The organism is Flavobacterium anseongense, assembly GCF_021608185.1.
Lineage (GTDB): Bacteria > Bacteroidota > Bacteroidia > Flavobacteriales > Flavobacteriaceae > Flavobacterium > Flavobacterium anseongense.
In genome coordinates this window covers 1-19134 of the sequence record NZ_JAKIHN010000013.1, presented here as the reverse complement: position 1 = coordinate 19134, position 19134 = coordinate 1, and the positions used below count along the sequence as shown (strand labels likewise).

17 protein-coding genes are annotated in these 19134 nt (G+C 35.8%); 12 read left to right on the top strand and 5 right to left on the bottom strand.

Going from position 1 to position 19134, the window contains the following annotated elements:
• The first annotated feature begins 6 nt into the window (after window positions 1-6).
• The 3 genes from L1S35_RS12875 (at window position 7) to L1S35_RS12865 (ending at window position 1797) form a co-directional block, all read left to right on the top strand.
• The gene (locus L1S35_RS12875; protein ID WP_236401344.1) at window positions 7-414 is read left to right on the top strand and encodes a hypothetical protein; all 408 of its coding nucleotides are present in this window, start codon (window positions 7-9) and stop codon (window positions 412-414) included.
• Between the two features lie 126 nt (window positions 415-540).
• Entirely contained in the window at window positions 541-1215 is a 675-nt protein-coding gene (locus L1S35_RS12870; protein WP_236401342.1) for a hypothetical protein, read from the top strand.
• Window positions 1216-1275: 60 nt separating this feature from the next.
• Window positions 1276-1797, top strand: a complete 522-nt coding sequence (locus tag L1S35_RS12865) for a DinB family protein (protein ID WP_236401340.1) — start codon at window positions 1276-1278, stop codon at window positions 1795-1797.
• Between the two features lie 160 nt (window positions 1798-1957).
• Here L1S35_RS12865 and L1S35_RS12860 read toward each other — a convergent pair whose 3' ends face one another.
• The 5 genes from L1S35_RS12860 to aroB all read right to left on the bottom strand — a co-directional run bounded on the left by L1S35_RS12860 (window position 1958) and on the right by aroB (window position 6291).
• Window positions 1958-2377, bottom strand: a complete 420-nt coding sequence (locus tag L1S35_RS12860; protein WP_236401338.1) for a DNA primase — start codon at window positions 2375-2377, stop codon at window positions 1958-1960.
• A gap of 11 nt (window positions 2378-2388) precedes the next feature.
• A complete protein-coding gene (locus L1S35_RS12855; RefSeq protein ID WP_236401336.1) occupies window positions 2389-3363 on the bottom strand; it encodes a deoxyhypusine synthase family protein in 975 nt (324 codons plus the stop codon).
• A gap of 165 nt (window positions 3364-3528) precedes the next feature.
• Complete coding sequence (locus L1S35_RS12850) at window positions 3529-4932, bottom strand: type III PLP-dependent enzyme domain-containing protein (protein ID WP_236401334.1); 1404 nt, start codon at window positions 4930-4932, stop codon at window positions 3529-3531.
• A 54-nt stretch (window positions 4933-4986) separates the two neighbouring features.
• The gene (locus tag L1S35_RS12845) at window positions 4987-5166 is read right to left on the bottom strand and encodes a hypothetical protein (protein ID WP_236401332.1); all 180 of its coding nucleotides are present in this window, start codon (window positions 5164-5166) and stop codon (window positions 4987-4989) included.
• A 57-nt stretch (window positions 5167-5223) separates the two neighbouring features.
• A complete protein-coding gene (gene aroB / locus L1S35_RS12840) occupies window positions 5224-6291 on the bottom strand; it encodes a 3-dehydroquinate synthase (protein ID WP_236401379.1) in 1068 nt (355 codons plus the stop codon).
• A 136-nt stretch (window positions 6292-6427) separates the two neighbouring features.
• Here aroB and L1S35_RS12835 point away from each other — a divergent pair, with 136 nt between their 5' ends.
• The 9 genes from L1S35_RS12835 to L1S35_RS12795 form a co-directional block, all read left to right on the top strand.
• Window positions 6428-6718, top strand: coding sequence for a TIGR03643 family protein (locus L1S35_RS12835; RefSeq protein ID WP_236401330.1), 291 nt, complete (start codon window positions 6428-6430; stop codon window positions 6716-6718).
• A 3-nt stretch (window positions 6719-6721) separates the two neighbouring features.
• Complete coding sequence (locus tag L1S35_RS12830) at window positions 6722-7141, top strand: DUF2452 domain-containing protein (RefSeq protein WP_236401328.1); 420 nt, start codon at window positions 6722-6724, stop codon at window positions 7139-7141.
• Between the two features lie 18 nt (window positions 7142-7159).
• Window positions 7160-7807, top strand: coding sequence for a flavin reductase family protein (locus L1S35_RS12825; RefSeq protein ID WP_236401326.1), 648 nt, complete (start codon window positions 7160-7162; stop codon window positions 7805-7807).
• Complete coding sequence (locus tag L1S35_RS12820; protein ID WP_236401323.1) at window positions 7800-9314, top strand: cryptochrome/deoxyribodipyrimidine photo-lyase family protein; 1515 nt, start codon at window positions 7800-7802, stop codon at window positions 9312-9314. Before L1S35_RS12825 ends, L1S35_RS12820 begins: the two co-directional genes overlap by 8 nt.
• A complete protein-coding gene (locus tag L1S35_RS12815) occupies window positions 9280-9426 on the top strand; it encodes a DUF2256 domain-containing protein (RefSeq protein WP_236401321.1) in 147 nt (48 codons plus the stop codon). The genes L1S35_RS12820 and L1S35_RS12815 overlap by 35 nt, the downstream gene beginning before the upstream one ends.
• A complete protein-coding gene (locus tag L1S35_RS12810; protein WP_236401319.1) occupies window positions 9416-10957 on the top strand; it encodes a cryptochrome/photolyase family protein in 1542 nt (513 codons plus the stop codon). The genes L1S35_RS12815 and L1S35_RS12810 overlap by 11 nt, the downstream gene beginning before the upstream one ends.
• The gene (locus L1S35_RS12805) at window positions 10954-12255 is read left to right on the top strand and encodes a DASH family cryptochrome (protein ID WP_236401317.1); all 1302 of its coding nucleotides are present in this window, start codon (window positions 10954-10956) and stop codon (window positions 12253-12255) included. Before L1S35_RS12810 ends, L1S35_RS12805 begins: the two co-directional genes overlap by 4 nt.
• Before the next feature lie 104 nt (window positions 12256-12359).
• Window positions 12360-13532 carry a proline dehydrogenase family protein gene (locus L1S35_RS12800; protein WP_236401315.1) on the top strand — a complete coding sequence of 391 codons (1173 nt, stop codon included), beginning with the start codon at window positions 12360-12362 and terminating at the stop codon, window positions 13530-13532.
• A gap of 148 nt (window positions 13533-13680) precedes the next feature.
• On the top strand, window positions 13681-19134 hold a 5454-nt coding region (locus L1S35_RS12795), incomplete at its 3' end, for a beta strand repeat-containing protein (protein WP_236401313.1).

Genomic DNA, 19134 nt, shown 5'->3' with positions numbered 1-19134 from the left:
GTTAATATGAAAAAATACGCACTTCTCGTTTTAGCGTTTTTTCTTTCTGTATGCAGCTTTGCTCAGAAGAATAGCAAAGCTTCAACCAATAAAAAAATAGAAAAAACAAAACCAATTCCACCCAAAGAGGAAGTAGTTGCTCCGGCATTTACCAAAATCAAAGTCATAGAAAACTACGAGAGAGTTTTAGAGAAAGGTTACAAAACTGAAGCAATGCTTCAGGCTGTAGCCGATTATCGTTTTTTTGCTGAAGATATGGTTGCGGCAGCTAAATGGTATGCACAATTATTTGAATTCTGCCCGGATGAATTGGAAGCTGTTTATTACTACAGATATGCCGAATCACTGAAAAGTATTGGTCAGACTGAAAAAGCAAAAGAGATGATGGCGCTGTTTCAAATTAAAAAAACATAAAAATTCAGGTATTTTACCTCACTACATTGGTTCATAAAATTCATAGAAAATAAAGATAAGGAGCAGAATATTTTTGTACCTTAGATACAGTTTTTGAATATTGACAATAATCTTAATTGAGTTGATATGAAAAATTATGTACTTCTCTTTATAGTTATTTTTTTTTCTTCTAGTGGTTTTGCTCAGAAGAGCAATAAAGCCCCAACAACCAATAAGAAAACTGAAAATGCACAACCAACTCTCGAGAAAACTTCTACTGAAGAAGTTGCAGTCGTAGCTTATGCTGTCGAAGAAACCATAAACATGAAATTTGGAGGAAGAACCACAACTTATGCGGTCTCGAGTTTGGATTTAGTTGACAAAAACGAATTGGGACCAGACAACACCAGAGTTATTAAACCCAAATACGTAAAGGTAAAACCAAAAGAAGTCTTACCTGTTGTAGACAAACTATCGTCTGTTTCGGTTGTTACGACTCCGTCCGTTATTATACCTGTCAAAGTTGATCAAACAGTTCCAAATGGAAAATTACTTTACACCAAAATAAAGATCATAGAAAACTATGAAAGGGTTTTAGAGAAAGGCTACAAAACGGAGGAAATGCTCGTAGCAGTAGCAAATTACCGTTTTTTTGAAGATGATTTGGTTACTGCTGCCAAATGGTATGAGCAACTATTTGAATTCTGCCCGGAAGAATTAGAAGCTGTTTATTTTTACCGCTATGCTAAGTCATTAGAATGTATTGGTCAAATTGAAAGGGCCAAAGAGATGATGGCATTATATCAGATTAAAAAAATGTAAAATAACAGACATCTTTGCCAAAAAAAATAGTGAACTTTGTTATACATAAAATCAGCTATCATGAAACCATCCGATTTACAACCTGAAGAATTTGCAGGGCATTTTGCCACTTATATCAACCAAGTTTCCGAAGAATACACCTTAATAGAAGAACTCGAAATCTCGGTGCATCGCTTCATAAAATTTGTCCAAAATATCCCGTTAGATAAATTTGATTACCGCTATGCAGAAGGAAAATGGACCATCAAAGATATCATCCAACATTTAATTGACGCTGAAAGAATATTTGCTTATCGTGCTTTGCGTTTTGCTCGAAATGACAAGACTCCTTTGTCAAGTTTTGAAGAGAACGATTATGTTGACGAAGCCAATGCAAACCAGAGAAGTATACAGGATTTATTAACCGAGTTGGCTGTTGTCAGACAAGCGACTTTGTCTTTATTCAAATCATTTTCAAACGAAGAATTATTGCGGATAGGAATCGCATCCAATAATCCAATGTCAGTTCGTGCTTTAGGATTTACTATTATTGGTCATCAAAATCACCATCAACGGGTGTTTGAAGAAAGATACTTAGATTAAAAATTCTAATAACTAAAAAACAAATTCCAAATAAATTTCAAAAAACAAATCCCAAATTCCAACTGTGTATACTTTGGAATTTGGGATTTATAATTTGTAACTTGAGTTTTGGAGCTTATTTGAATTTTAAAATTTGAAATTTTATAAACTTCTTCGAAGTTTATTCATCGTCATCTTCGTCTTCAACAAAGTTATCTGAGACATCAAAATCCTCATCGTCATCGTCATCATCGCCATCGTCTGAACCGCCTTTGTCATTTAATAAATCTTCTTCTTCCTCATCGTCATTTTCATTTGGTACATCATCATCATCATCTAATCCTTTAATTGGATCAATGGGTTCAACTACTGCATCAATATCTTCTTCGTCATATTTTTCCATACGACTGGCTAATTTTGTGCTTACTTTTACCAAGTAAATAGTGTCTTCTGTTTTAACTTCAACAGCTTCAATTAACTCGTTTTGGGCATTTCTAAAACGAATAATATCGGAATCGTCGTAACCTTCTGGGAATTTATCTACCAATAAATTCAGAATGTCACCGGTTAGTTTCGCATAGTCTACAATAATTCTTCTCATAAAAAAATATTTTATAAATCTAATATGTAAGCAAATATTAAAGGTACAACAATTGTTGCATCCGATTCAACAATAAATTTGGGTGTATGAATATCTAATTTTCCCCAAGTGATTTTTTCATTTGGAACAGCTCCGGAATATGAACCATAACTGGTAGTCGAATCAGATATTTGGCAGAAATAGCTCCAAAACGGAACTTCGTGCATTTCCATGTCCTGATACAACATTGGTACCACACAAATTGGAAAATCTCCTGCAATTCCACCACCAATCTGGAAGAAACCTAATCCTTTTCCACTTGAGTTTTTCGGATACCAATCGGCCAACCACATCATATATTCTATACCACTTTTCATAGTGGTAGCATTAAATTCTCCTTTGATACAATAGGAAGCAAATATATTTCCCATTGTGCTGTCTTCCCAACCCGGAACTACGATTGGTAAATTCTTTTCGGCTGCAGCCACCATCCAGGAATCTTTTGGATCAATTTCATAGTATTGTTTCAGCACACCCGAATTAATCATTTGATACATGAATTCATGCGGAAAATAACGTTCTCCCTTTGCGTTGGCATTGTTCCAAATGTCATATAAATGCGATTGCAATCTGCGGAAAGCTTCTTCCTCAGGAATACACGTATCGGTAACCCGATTAAAATGATTTTCTAATAAATCCCATTCTTCCTGTGGACTCAAATCTCTATAATTTGGTACTCTTTTATAAGAATTGTGAGCTACCAAATTCATAATATCTTCTTCTAAATTGGCACCGGTACAAGAAATAATGTGCACTTTATCCTGACGAATCATTTCGGCTAATGATTTCCCAAGCTCGGCCGTACTCATAGCGCCGGCAAGTGAAATCAACATTTTACCATTGTCAAGCAAATGTTCTTCGTATCCTTTTGCGGCATCAACAAGCGCTGCTGCATTGAAATGAAGGTAATGTTTTTCTATAAACTGGCTAATTGGTCCTTTGCTCATTTTAAGTTTATTGTTTTATTCCGCTGCGCTTCAGTACTTTGTTTCGCATTGGGTAATGCTTGTAGTTTATGGGTCAAAGAAAACCTATTTTTTTTATAACTACAAACAAATTTTTTACATTTTTTTATGTTCTAAATACTGCTTACTGCTACTGCAAATTGCAAACTATTTCTTTTGGTATCCTAATATTTTCAGGACATCGTCAGAAGTTTGTTGTTCTGAGAAAACCTCAGTTGACAAAAATCCGTTTACATCTCTATCAATTAAAATATGTTTCGGTTGTGGAATCAAACAGTGATGCAAACCGCCAAAACCACCAATAGTTTCCTGATAAGCGCCAATGTTGAAAAATCCAATGTACAATGGCTTTTCTTTATTGTATTTTGGAAGATATATAGCGTTCATATTCTGCTCAGAGTTGTAATAATCATCACTGTCACAAGTCATTCCGCCTAATAAAACTCTTTCATAAGTATCGTTCCAACGATTCACGGCCAACATGATAAAACGCTTGTTAATAGCCCAAGTATCTGGCAAAGTTGTGATAAATGAACTGTCAATCATGTTCCAGGCTTCTCTGTCGTTTTGTTGTTTCTGATACAAAACCTGATAAATTGCTCCACCGGATTCTCCAACAGTAAACGAACCAAATTCGGTAAAAATATTAGGTACATCAACTTCCTCTTCATCACAGGCGATTTTAATTTGATTGATGATTTCGTCAATCATATATTGATAATCAAATTCAAATGCCAAAGAATTTTTTATTGGAAATCCACCACCAATGTTTAATCCATCAAGTGACGGACATTCTTTTTTTAGCTGAATGTAAACCTTTATACATTTTACCAATTCGTTCCAATAGTAAGCGGTATCATTAATTCCGGTATTGATGAAAAAGTGAAGCATTTTCAACTCCAATTTATCATTTTCCTGAATCTGTTTTTTATAAAAGTTCAAAATGTTTTTGTATCCAATTCCTAAACGGGAAGTATAGAACTCAAATTTTGGTTCTTCCTCGGCAGCAATCCTGATTCCGATTTTGAATTTACCTTTAATTTGCTCCTGTAACAAATCTAATTCCTCATAATTATCAATAATCGGAATGGTATTTTTATGGCCATTGTTAATCAAACGGGCAATGTTTTCGATGTATTGGTCGCGTTTGAAACCATTACATATAATATAAGTGCTTTTGTTAATTTTTCCGTTTTCGAGTAAATTCTCTACAATATTAATATCGAAAGCCGATGATGTTTCGATGTGAATGTTATTCTTGAAAGCTTCATTCATTACATATTGAAAATGAGAGCTTTTGGTACAATAGCAATAATAATATTTAGCTTCATAATTATTTTTTTCCATTGCATTTCTGAACCAATTTTTGGCTCTTTTAATGTTGTTGGAAATTTGAGGCAAATAAGTAAACTTTAAAGGCGTGCCGTATTCTTCTACAAGCTTCATCAAGTCGATATTGTGAAATTGCAGTTGGCTTTCTTTGTTTAAAGTAAATTCTTCCTGCGGGAAGTAATAGGTTTGGTTAATTAAATCGAAATATTTAGTGTTCATTAAGAAGTGAAATTATGGATTAATCTATTTTATAAAAACAAAATAATCTATAATTCAAACTCTAATATTAGCGTAAATAATAGGAAGCTTTTCCTGAAATAAAAAAGTAACTGGAGAACACAAAGCCAATAAATCATTTTTTATTACGTAAAAATGATTAGAAGCAGTGAAGAAATTTAGATTGATTTCTTGACTGTAAATACTGTAAACAGAAGCGTTGGCTCTTTTTTTCATCAGGGCAAATGTAAAAAAATATTATATTAGAAATGTACTACTTGCAATAAAATTATGTTAACTTTTATAATCGGCAAACGATTTTATAATTAATTCATTTTCAACCTCTTGATTGATTTTAATATTTCCGATTCCGTCCAGCAATGCAAATTGTATTTTCCCGTATTCATTTTTTTTGTCGTGTATGAGTAAATCGAGTATAGGCTGCAAGTCATTTTCTTCAAAAATTATGGTTTCAAAAATAGTATTTATTGAGTCTTTAATTTCTAGATATTCAGCTGCTGAAAGTAACTTTTTCTGCCATGAAATATAACTTTCTAAAATCATTCCAACAGCAATAGCTTCGCCATGTAACAAGGTTTTTTTGCTTTCGCTTTCAAGAAAATAACTTTCTATGGCATGTCCTAAAGTGTGACCAAAATTCAATGCTTTTCGGATGCCGTTTTCGGTAGGATCCTGCATCACGATTTCATTTTTAATTTCGATGGAACGATGAATTAATTTATCAAAATCTTTAAAATCAACTTCACTTAAATCTCTGAATTTTGTCCAATAATCAGCATCAGCAATCAGTCCGTGTTTTAGCATTTCTGCCAAACCGGAACGCATTTCGTTTTGTGGCAATGTTGTTAGGTATTCTGTATCAATTAAAACCATTTTTGGGACATTGATAACGCCAATTTGGTTTTTTAAGTTACCCAAATCAACACCATTTTTGCCTCCGACAGAAGCATCTACCATCGCTAGTAGCGTAGTTGGAATATGAACAAAATCGATTCCTCTTTTAAATGTTGACGCTACAAATCCACCAATATCAGTAATCACACCACCACCAATATTAATGAGCAGACTTTTTCTGTCACCACCTAATTCGGTTAAAACGGTCCAAATCTCGACACAAGTATTGATGTTTTTCTCGATTTCACCAGCTTCGATTTCAATAATTTCGATAGTTTTATCGGTCGCCAAAAATGGTAAAAATCGTGATAAACAATACTCGTTTGTATTAGTATCGCTTAAAATAAAAATAGTGGAGTAGCTATTTTCTTCAATAAAAGTATTGAGAAATTCATATCCGTTTTCGCTGAATAAAATTGGGTAGCCATTCGCGGCTATTGATTGCATCATTGTCTAAAGTGTGTTCAGCAAAATAAGGGATTTTTTTTCTAATAACGCAATAAGTTTTATTAATTGGTTTTTACTTTTTTGTCATAAATATGTTTTAAATTTGTTTAACTTTACATAAAAAACAATAAACAAAATGCCAATAACCACAAAAACAGATTTAGACGATATCGCTATTGACCGAATTATTGAAATGGCTTGGGAAGACAGAACTCCGTTTGACGCCATTAAGTTTCAATTCGGACTTAATGAAGCCGATGTCAAAGTATTGATGAAAAGAGAATTAAAATTTAGTAGTTATAAACTTTGGAGAAAACGTGTCGAAAGTTGCAAGACAAAGCATGTAGCAAAGCGAGTTGAGGGAATAGAGAGGTTTAAATGTAGTTTACAACGAGCAATAACAAACAACAAAATTTCTAAGCGATAAATTATGCAAAAGGATAGACCAGACAATATAGTTTACTCTGAAGATAAAGGGTATCATGCCAATATAATGCCTTATTCCACTAATGTTGGAGCTCCTGTAATCAAAATAGATGATCTTGTTTCTTGGAAAAGTAGAGGAATTAGCACTGTTAACAAAGAGTTTGAAAATAAGTTCAACGATCTTAAAACACAATACCAAAATTTAATGGATGAATACCAATGGAACGAATTAGTATACAATGCGAGATTTTCATTTGAGCCTGTAATTGGAGAAATTTATCATTTGTATGTTGGCGATGATGGAATCAATTTTCTTTCACTAATTTCTCCACAAGAATGGAATAAAGAACACATCGGGACATTCAAATTAAATAGTGATAAGAAGTGGATTGTGTTGAATAAAAAAGACAATGTTTTTCAATAAATTCAGAAATAATAAGTGATGCAGAAACATATCTCTTTTGATGCTATAATGGCTATGGAAAAACAAGAGCGTGTCCATTTTGTAAACAGTTTAGGCGGATTCAAAAGTGTTTCTCTTGTCGGAACCGCCGATAAAAGCGGAAAAACAAACCTTGCTATTTTTAGTTCTGTTTTACATCTTGGAGCTAATCCACCATTGATAGCTTTGATTTTCAGACCAAGTCCGCCTGAGCGAAACACTTTGAGTAATTTACTCGAAACCGGTTTTTATACTTTGAATCATATCAATGAAACTATCTATAAAAAAGCCCACCAAACTTCGGCACGCTACGAAAAAGGAGTTTCTGAATTTGATGAAACAGGGCTGACACCTATTTATAAAAATGATTTCAGCGCCCCTTTTGTAAAAGAAAGTCTAGTGCAAATCGGAATGGCTTTCAAAGAGAAAATCGACATCACAATCAATAATACCATTATGGTTATTGGCGAAATTGTTGAAGTTTATTTTCCGGAAAATTGCCTTGGTAAAGAAGGATTTATCGATTTGGAAAAAGCGAATACCATTACATGTTCCGGTTTGGATAGCTATCATAAAACCATTCAATTAGACCGATTGAGTTATGCCAAACCCAACAAAGAAGTAACTTCAATACTTGAAATTGAATAAAAAAGACATAAATATTGTTTGGTTTAAAAGAGATTTGAGATTAACCGATCACGAACCTTTATTTCATGCACAACAATCGGGTTTACCTATTTTACTGCTTTATTTTTTCGAACCTTCAGTTATGGCTTACGATGATTCAGATGTTAGACATTGGCGTTTTGTTTATGAATCAATTCAAGGCTTGCAAACCCAATTAGATTCGGTTGAGGCTAAACTCTACTTTTTCCATAATGAAGTTAAAGATGTTTTCGCAGAAATTATAAAAGAGTATGACGTGAAAACCATTTTTTCGCATCAGGAAATCGGAAATAAAATTACGTTTGACAGAGATATCGAAATGCAAAAGTATTTTACTGAAAATGCAATCGAGTGGAGGGAATTCCAACTGCACGGTGTAATTCGCAAATTAAAATCGAGAAAAGACTGGGACAAACGTTGGGAAAATGTAATGCGTGATACTCCTAAAATGATTGATTTAAATACTTTAAACATCCAAAAGTTAGATTCCGATTTATACAATAAATTAAAAGGAGAAAAACTCAGTAAAGAGATTACAACAAGCAATAAAAACTTCCAGCAAGGCGGCGAGTTTTGGGCTTGGCGTTATTTAGATAGTTTTGTAAAAGAACGCCATGTTAATTACAGCAAGCATATTTCAAAACCTAATTTAAGCCGAAAAGGATGTAGTAGATTATCGCCTTACTTGGCTTACGGCAATATCAGCATGCGGATGGTTTATCAATACACCAATCAATATTATGAGAAGTCTTCTAATAAAAGGGCTATGCTCAATTTTGTTTCCCGCCTGCATTGGCACTGTCATTTTATGCAAAAGTTTGAGGACGAATGCCGAATGGAATTTCATAATATCAACACTGCTTTTGATGTAATAATTAAGTCTAAAAATGAAGTTTATATCCAAGCCTGGCAACAAGGAAAAACCGGAGTTCCCATAGTTGATGCTTGTATGCGATGCGTGGTTGCAACGGGTTATCTCAATTTTAGAATGCGGGCAATGGTCGTGTCTTTTTTTGTGTTTAATCTTTGGCAGGATTGGCGTGAATTGCATTTTTTAGCAAGACAGTTTTTAGATTACGAACCGGGAATTCATTATCCGCAGTTACAAATGCAATCGGGTGTTACCGGAATCAATACGGTTCGAATTTATAATCCAATCAAAAACTCAGAAGAGCACGATAGCGAGGGAATTTTTATCAAAAAATGGTTACCCGAATTAGCCAATATTCCAACTCATCTAATTCATGAACCATGGAAATTGAGCTTAATTGAACAGCAATTGTATCAATGTGAAATTGGAAAAGATTACCCAGCACCAATTGTTGATATCGAAGCAACCCGAAAATACGCAAGTGATATTATCTGGAGTTTTCGCAAAACGGATGAAGTCAAGGCAGAAGGAAAGCGAATTTTGAAAAAACACGTAACAAATCCAAATTCAAATAAAGCAACCAATGCGCGGAACAAAAAAACAAAACTTACCAAGTAAGATATGTGAGGTTTGCAACCGACCTTTTTCCTGGCGTAAAAAATGGGAGAAAGTTTGGGAAGAAGTCAAATATTGTAGCGATAAATGCAGAGCTAATAAAAATGGAAAATAATAAAATACTTCGGTTAATTTTAGGTGACCAATTAAACAGCAATCATTCTTGGCTCAAAACAGTGAATGATTCTGTTACATATGTTATGATGGAAGTCAGAACCGAAACGGATTATGCGCAGCATCACATTCAAAAAGTAGTCGGTTTTTTTAGTGCGATGCGTTCTTTTGCTACTGAATTACAATCTAAAAAGCATAAGGTGATTTACATTCATTTAAATGATAAAAACAATTTGCAATCATTTGAAAAGAATTTAGACGCGATGCTTAGTCAAGGAAATTATGCTCATTTTGAATATCAATTGCCTGATGAATATCGATTAGATGTTTTATTAAAAAAGTATTGTGCACAACTTTCAATCTCACATTCCGTTTTTGATACGGAACATTTTTTCAGTACAAGAGAAGAATTAGGCGACTTCTTTGAAGGAAAGAAAATGTACTTGATGGAAAGCTTTTATCGCAACATGCGAAAGAAGCACAATGTTTTAATGGAAGGCGATAAACCAGTAACAGGTCAGTGGAATTATGATAATGATAATCGAAAAAAACTGCCTAATAATCACAAACCAACGCCACCATTAGTTTTTAATAATGAAGTCACTCAATTTGTTTCTGAACTAAGGGATACAAACGTTTCAACTATCGGAACTATTGATGCCACAAATTTTGTTTGGCCAATAAACCGAGAACAATCATTAGCCTTACTCGATTTTTTTGTAACCGAATGTTTGCCGTTATTTGGCTCTTTTCAGGATGCGATGACTCCAAACGAATGGTCGTTATATCATTCCAGACTTTCATTTTCTATGAATGTTAAAATGATTTCTCCCAAAGAAGTTATCGATAGAGCGATTCAGGAATGGGAAAACCGCAAGAGTGAAATAGAATACAACGAACTCGAAGGTTTTGTTCGTCAAGTTATAGGTTGGCGCGAATACATGCGTGGAATTTATTGGTTAAAAATGCCCGAATATGCCTCCTTGAATTTCTTTAATCACACTGAAAAATTGCCCAATTGGTTTTGGACAGGAAAAACAAAAATGAATTGTCTAAAAGATGCCATAACACAATCTTTAAATTATGCCTACGCGCATCATATTCAGCGATTAATGATTACCGGAAATTTTGCTTTGTTGGCAGGAGTGCATCCTGACGAAGTAGATGCTTGGTATCTTGGGATTTATATTGATGCTATCGAATGGGTTGAGATTACCAACACACGAGGCATGAGTCAGTTTGCTGATGCTGGAATCGTAGTGACAAAACCCTATGTAAGTTCGGCTTCCTATATCGATAAAATGAGTCATTATTGTGGAAGCTGTTTCTATAAAAAAGCATTGAAAACCGGTGAAAAAGCATGTCCGTTTAATAGCTTGTATTGGAATTTTTATGATAAACATGAAGATAAATTATCCAAAAATCCACGTATCGGAATGATGTATAACGTTTGGCGAAAAATGAAACCCGAAGATAAAAGTGTTTTGTTAGAACAAGCCGATTATTATCTGAAAAATATAAATGAGTTATGAGAAGAAGTATAGTTTGGTTCAAAACCGATTTGCGATTGCATGATAATGAAACATTGGTAAAAGCAATTGCTAAGAGCGACGAGATTATTCCGGTGTATTGTTTTGATGAAGCTCAGTTTGAAGTAACGAACTATGGTTTCCAAAAAACAGGAAGTTTCAGAGCACAATTTTTATTAGAATCCGTTGCCGATTTAGATAAAAATCTTCGTGAATTAGGTTCTGGTTTAATCATTTTAAAAGGAAAGCCTGAAATTGAAATTCCAAAAATAGTTCAGCAATACCAAGCATATAAAGTCTTTGCCAAGCGCGAAGTTGCTTACGAAGAAAAACAGACCGAAGCGCTGGTTCAAGCCGAACTTTTTAAATTGCGATGTGAATTCGAAACACTCAGCACAAGTACTTTGTACCATGCGGAAGATTTACCCTTTTCTATCAAAGACATTCCGGATGTTTTTACCAATTTCAGAAAAAAGACTGAGAAGGATGCTGTGATTAGAACTGTTTTCCAAAAACCACTTCGAATTAAATCTCCTAAAATTCATGAAATCAATTTACCTGGTTTAAGCGATTTGGGTTTGGATAAAATTGCAATTGATTCCAAAGCTGTCCTTCAATTTAAAGGTGGCGAAACCGAAGGATTACAGCGTGTTCATCATTATTTTTTTGAAACAAAATCGGTAGCCAATTATAAACAAACGCGCAACGGAATGATTGGTGCCAATTATTCATCCAAATTTTCAGCTTGGCTGGCTTTGGGTTGCTTGTCCCCAAGAGAAATTTATTTCGAACTCAAAAAATATGAAGAACAATACGAAGCCAATGAATCGACTTATTGGTTGGTTTTTGAATTGCTGTGGCGTGATTATTTTAGGTTTATGATGAAAAAATACCACGCTAAATTTTTTCAATTAGCCGGAATTCAAAACAAAGGAATTACAGTTAACAAACACAATATTCAGGTATTGCAAAGTTGGATTGATGGTGCAACCGGAGTCGATTTTGTTGATGCTAATATGATTGAACTTAAGTCAACTGGATTTATGAGCAATCGCGGGCGACAAAATGTAGCCAGTTATTTGTGTAACGATTTGAAACTTGATTGGCGTTACGGAGCAGCTTATTTTGAGCAGCAACTAATCGATTATGATGTTTGCAGTAATTGGGGAAATTGGGCTTATTTAGCCGGAGTCGGAAACGACCCAAGAGGCAATCGTTATTTTAATATCGAGAAGCAAGCACAGGATTATGATAAGAATAAAGGCTATAGAAATTTATGGTTGAGCCCTTTTGAGAATTAATTATTTCACTTTAATGAATGATAATGAGATTACTTCAAACTAGTTTTTTTTAATCGAATAATTCGTAAAACTCTTTTTATATTTGTTGCACTATTACAAATAAAATGGAAAAGATTTTCAACAACACCCAAGTTGCCTTTGCACTTAAAACCGATACCGAATTAGAAAGAGCTTATTTTTTATTCAAAATGATTGATAATGAGCCGTTAGTACGAATTGGAACTGCGGTTACTAATTTTGCTTTAAAGGCGCACTTGCCGGTTGAAAGTCTGATTAGAGCTACTGTTTTTGATCATTTTTGTGGTGGAACTACGGAAGAAGATTGTCTTTCGGTTGTCGATAAAATGTTTACCAAAGGTGTTTCATCTGTTTTAGATTATTCGGTTGAAGGTAAAGAAGAAGAAGAACAGTTTGATGCTGCGTTGCAAATGACATTGAAAACAGTTGAATTTGCTAAAGAAAGAAAAGCAATTCCGTTTGCCGTATTCAAACCAACAGGTTTAGGGCGATTTGATTTATATGCCAAAATAGGAGAGAAGCAACCTCTTTCATCTGAAGAAAAAAGGGAATGGGAAAGAGTTGTGGCTCGTTTTGATTTGATCTGTAAAACGGCTCATGAAAAAGATGTAGCACTTTTAATTGACGGAGAAGAAAGCTGGATGCAGGATGCAGCCGATGATTTGGTTACCGAAATGATGCGGAAGTATAACAAAGAAAAAGCGATTGTATTTAATACACTTCAGTTATACCGTTGGGACCGATTGGATTATTTAAAGAAATTGCATGACCAAGCCAAAGCCGAGGGGTTTTTTATAGGAATGAAAATCGTTCGTGGTGCGTATATGGAGAAAGAAAATAGCCGCGCCGAAGAAATGGGTTATCCAACACCAATTTGCGAAAGCAAAGAAGCCACCGATATTAACTATGATGTAACGATGGAATATATGATGGATAACTTAGATTGCATGTCTATTTTTGCCGGAACACACAATGAATCAAGCTCTTATAAACTGATAGAAATGATGCAAGCTAAGGGAATTGCTAAAAATGATGAACGAATTTGGTTTGGACAATTGTACGGTATGAGCGATAATATCAGCTATAATTTAGCAGAATATGGCTACAATGTTGCCAAATATTTACCTTTTGGACCTGTTCGTGATGTTATGCCGTATTTGATTAGAAGAGCCGAAGAAAATACATCGGTGGCTGGACAGACGAGCAGGGAATTAAATATGTTAAAGGCTGAAAGACAACGAAGAAAACATAATAGATAGAAAATAAAAATTAGTTTGTTGAGTTTTTTTATAGGTCAATTTCCTTTAAAAAATTACTTTACCGATAATAAAATCAATATCTTTGGGTTTTTGTGTTTTATAAAAATCCCAAGTTTAAACTCAAAGTCCTACTAAAAAGATATTTAAGATGAAGTTAACCCCATTTTTATACAAATCATTATTAATTTTAATTACACTATTCTCTTTTCAGGGATTTTCACAAAATTTACTGAATAACGGAAATTTTGAAACGGGAACTGTTGTAGGCTTTTTTAGCAATGGAGCAGGATATGTTAGAATATTCCCTCCGTTTTCCGGCACAACATCGCCTGGTAATTGGGCGCTAACTGACAATCCACAACCAATGAATACTGCATCTTTTGTTGCATCAGGTGATCATACAACTGGTGTTGGTATTATGATGGTTATTGATGGTAACACAACAGGAGGTCAACAGAATTTTTGGGAAGCAGGAAATGGTGGTAGTGGTGTTTGTGGTTTGACTGCCGGTGTACAATACACTTTTAGTTATTGGATTAGGTCGGTTTATGGAAGTGTATCCGGCACACCTACACCAGCGGTTATTGGAGTTCAAATTCTAAATGCGAGTGCTGTAACACTTGTTTCAGGTAATCTTACTGCACCTCCGACAGCTTCGGGTTGGCAACAAGTAGTATTTACTTTCATAGCAAATGGGGCATGTGCCAATATAAAACTCTATAATAATAACACCAGTGCTGATGGCAATGATTTTGCAGTTGATGATTTTTCGGTTACGGCTCCTCCATTACCTTTATCGCTAAGTTATATTTCAAGTAATCCGACCTGTCCCGCTACTGCTACTGGTTTAATTACAGCAACGGCAAGCAATGGAGTTCCTCCATATACCGTTTATAATTTGACAGGTGCTGCCACGCAAAATAATACAACTGGAGTTTTTTCAGGCTTATTAGCAGGTAATTATACTGTTTCGGTTACTGATAGTAATGGAACAACAGTTTCAACAAATGTTACTCTTGTAGATCCTCCGGGCTTAACAACTAGTGCTGATACAAGTATTTGTTCTGGTAGTCCAACGACTTTAACGGTTAGTGGTGGCTCATCTGTTTATAATTGGACAGCTAATCCGGCTGATCCAACTTTAACTACACCTAATTCCTCAAATCCAACTGTTAGCCCAACACAAACTACGATTTATACTGTTACATCGCCCAGCACTTCTAATGTTAATTTAATTTCCAATGGTGATTTTTCGTCAGGTAATACAGGATTTATCTCTTCATATACTTATTATAGCCCGGCAAATATAACATTTGTGCAAAGAGCTTACGGGATTGTCGTCAATCCAAATACTTGGGAGCCCGGATTTTCGGCTGCATGTGTAGATCATACCACAGGAACCGGTCCAATGATGGTTGTTGATGGTTCTACATCAAATGGAGGAAACGATATGGTTTGGGGGCAAAACATCGCAGTTAATGCGGGTCAAAATTATACTTTTTCTTATTGGTTACAAACAATAGCTTCGGGTAGCCCTGCTATTATCAGAACAGTAATTAATGGTGTATTAATTGGAACTGCAAATGCTTCAGCTACAGTTTGTGGTTGGACTCAATATACTTATGTTTGGAATTCAGGAGCAAGTACCTTAGCCCAAATTCAGTTATTTGATTCGAATGTAAGTGCCGGTGGTAACGATTTTGCGCTGGATGATATTTCCTTTACTACTACTCTCACTTGTAACTTAACAAAGAATATTACGATTACAGTAAATGCATCCTCAGCACCAGTTATTTCTTGCGGAACTGCTACAGCAAGTTCTGTTACTTTTAACTGGGCAGCAGTAACAGGAGCTACAGGTTATACGATATCTTATTCTATTAATAGTGGACCATTAGTTAATGTAGGAAGTATTGCATTGACAACCTATACAGTTAATGGATTAAGTAGTGGAAATTCTGTTCAAATATTTGTGACTCCAACCGGAGTTGGATGTTTAGCAGCTTCTAATGCTACTTGTACTACGACTTCAGTTGCACCTTGTCCAACACCTACAGTTAGTGTTACACAACAACCAACTTGTCCTATTCCAACAGGAACTATAGTATTTACCAGTCCATTAAATCCATGTGCGTTGACACTACCAACGGATCTTTTTATTTCAGAGGTTACAGATGAAAGTACTGGCGCATTATCTTATATAGAAATCTTTAACGGAACAGGAACACCTAAAAATTTGGCCAATTACAAACTTAAAGTTTATAACAATGGAAATCCGGGACCTTCGCTTAACTGTGACTTTCCACTATCAGGAACTTTAAATAGTGGTGATGTTTATGTTGTATCGGTTGGTACAGTGGTCAATGCCGGTGGTGTTGTGCCCGATTTGGTAGTTGCTGCCTGTCCTGGTTTTAATACAAATGACAATGTCCGATTAACAACAATTGGAGATGTTGAGATTGATTCATGGGGAAGAACTGATGGTGTTGATTTCACTCCGGGGAATCAATCGGGTTATACCTACAGAAGAAATGTTTGTGCACCACATCCAAGTTTAACATGGGCTCCTGCCGATTGGGCAGCATTAGATCCTCAAGATTATACTGATGTTGGTACTTATCAAATGGCTATTTATGAATATAGCGTAAATGGAACAACGTATCAGTCTAGCCCAACTTTTACAGGTTTAGCACCGAATACTTATAATGTAACGATTAGAGATTTAATATCAGGTTGTATTTCAACCCCAATTCCATTAACAATAAATCCGATAGCCACGATTGCACCTCCGACTGTTAACCCAATAACCTATTGTCAAAATGCAGTGGCAGTTCCTTTGACCGCAACACCTAGTGCTGGTGGGACTTTAAATTGGTACGGAACTAATGCAACCGGAGGAACTGCTTCCGGAACTGCACCAACTCCTCTAACAACAGGAGCAATAGGTTCTGTTGTAAATTATTATGTAAGTCAAACTATTGGTGGATGTGAGAGTACAAGAGCTGTTATTGCGGTAACTATAGGAGGCAACGCTCCAACAGCAACACCATTTTTATTTTGTGATGGTGCCAATACAACCCCTACATCCGTAGCTTTTGATTTTAATAATGTTGGACAAACCAGTTTCTCTTATAGTTACAGTATTGCAGGAGGTCCTCCTGTTACGGGTTCATTGGTAGCACCATCACATTTTGATGTTCCTGTTTCTGCCCCGGGAACTGAAGTTACTTTTACTATAACATGGAATGGTATATGTACACCAAGCCAAACGAGAACCTGTTATGCAACTTGTACTACTACACCAGTATTAAATATTACAAACCCAGCAGCAGTTTGCTCTCCAAACACTGTTGATATCACAGCACCTGCTGTAACGGCAGGAAGTACTGGAGGAGGGACATTAAGTTATTGGACTAACGCAACAGCAACGACTGCACTCACTAATCCAACGGCAATTGCAACTAGTGGAACATATTATATTAAAAGTTCTTTAGGCGGTTGTACAGATATTAATCCTGTAGTTGTTACTATAAATCCTTCACCATCCTTAACCATAACAAATCCGGCTGCTGTTTGTGCGCCTAATACAGTTGACATTACGTTACCGGCAGTCACTGCAGGAAGCACAGGCGGAGGAACATTAAGCTATTGGGTGAATCCGGCAGCGACAACTGCACTTGCAAATCCAACAGCAATTGCTTCAAATGGAACGTTTTATATTAAAAGCACAGTTGGAACTTGTGTAGATATTGAACCCGTTACGGTTACTATTAATCCAACACCAGTTTTGGTCATAACAAATCCGGTTGCTGTTTGTTCTCCTAACACAGTTGACATTACCTTGCCTGCAGTCACTGCGGGAAGCTTAGGAGCAGGAACCTTAAGTTATTGGACAAATGCTGCGGCAACAACTGCACTCGCAAATCCAACTTCGATTGCGACAAGTGGAACATATTATATTAAAAGCACACTTGGAAGTTGTTCAGATATAAGACCTGTGGTAGTAACAATTACTACTCCTCCGGTCTTAAGTATAACCAATCCGGCAGCAGTTTGTTCACCAAATACAGTTAACATAACATTACCGGCAGTTACAGCAGGAAGTACAGGGGGCGGAACTTTAAGTTATTGGACTAACGTTGCGACTACAACGGCTTTAGCAAACCCAACTACAGTTAGTGCAAGTGGAACGTATTATATTAAAAGTACTGTTGGAACTTGTGTTGATATTGAACCGGTTACTGTTACTATTAATCCAACACCGGTTTTAAGTATAACCAATCCGCCAGCAGTTTGTTCACCAAATACAGTTAACATAACATCACCGGCAGTTACCTCAGGAAGTTCAGGCGGAGGAACCTTAAGTTATTGGACAAATGCTGCGGCAACAACTGCACTCGCAAATCCAACTTCGATTGCGACAAGTGGGACATATTATATTAAAAGCACTCTTGGAACTTGTTCGGATATTAAACCAGTGTTAGTAACAATTAATCCGACACCAGTTTTGGTCATAACAAATCCGGCTCCAGTTTGTTCACCAAATACAGTCGACATAACATTACCGGCTATTACAGCAGGAAGTACGGGAGCAGGAACCTTGAGTTATTGGACAAATGCTACTGCAACAACCGCTTTAGCTAATCCAACTGCTATTGCAACTAGCGGAACTTATTACATAAAAAGCACACTAGGAAGTTGTTCTGATGTTGAACCGGTTGTGGTTACCATTAATCCAACTCCGATTTTAAGTGTAACCAATCCGGCAGCAGTTTGTTCACCAAATGCAGTAGATATCACATTACCGGGAGTTACAACCGGAAGCACAGGTGGAGGAATCTTGAGTTATTGGAGTGATGCAGCAGCTGCAACTGCTTTAGCTAATCCAACTGCTATTGCAGCTAGTGGAACTTATTATATAAAGAGCACACTTGGGAGTTGTTCCGATATTGAACCAGTTATTGTTACTATTAATAACCCTAATTTAATAATTACAAACCCAACAACAGTATGTGCGCCGTCGACAGTTGACTTAACATTACCGGCTGTTACAGCAGGAAGCTCAGGTGGCGGAACATTGAGTTATTGGACTAACGCAGCAGCTACAACAGCTTTAGCTAATCCAACTGCTGTTGCAATTGGAGGCACTTATTATATCAAAAGTACAGTCGGAACTTGTTTTGATATAGAACCTGTTGTAGTTACTATCACTGCTAATTTTGTTGTGAATAACCCGTTACCATTGCAAAAATGTGATCCGAATAATGATGGATTTGAAACATTTGACCTGACACAAACTATAAATAGTATTACAGGTGGAAATCCGGGCTATACTGTTAGCTTCCATGAAACCCAAGTTGATGCAGATGTTGCCGGAACTTCCATCCCTACACCAGCCAATTATGATAATATTAATCCTTTTTCACAAACAATTTATATTAGAGTTTCTTCAAATACTTCAACTTGTTATCAGGTTGTTCAATTGCAATTAGTTATTAATCCAACCCCAGAGGCTACCGATCCTGATGCTTATGAGTTATGCGATTACACCGGAGCAGCAGGCTTTGAGACTTTTGATCTAACGACAACCATCTCAGATATT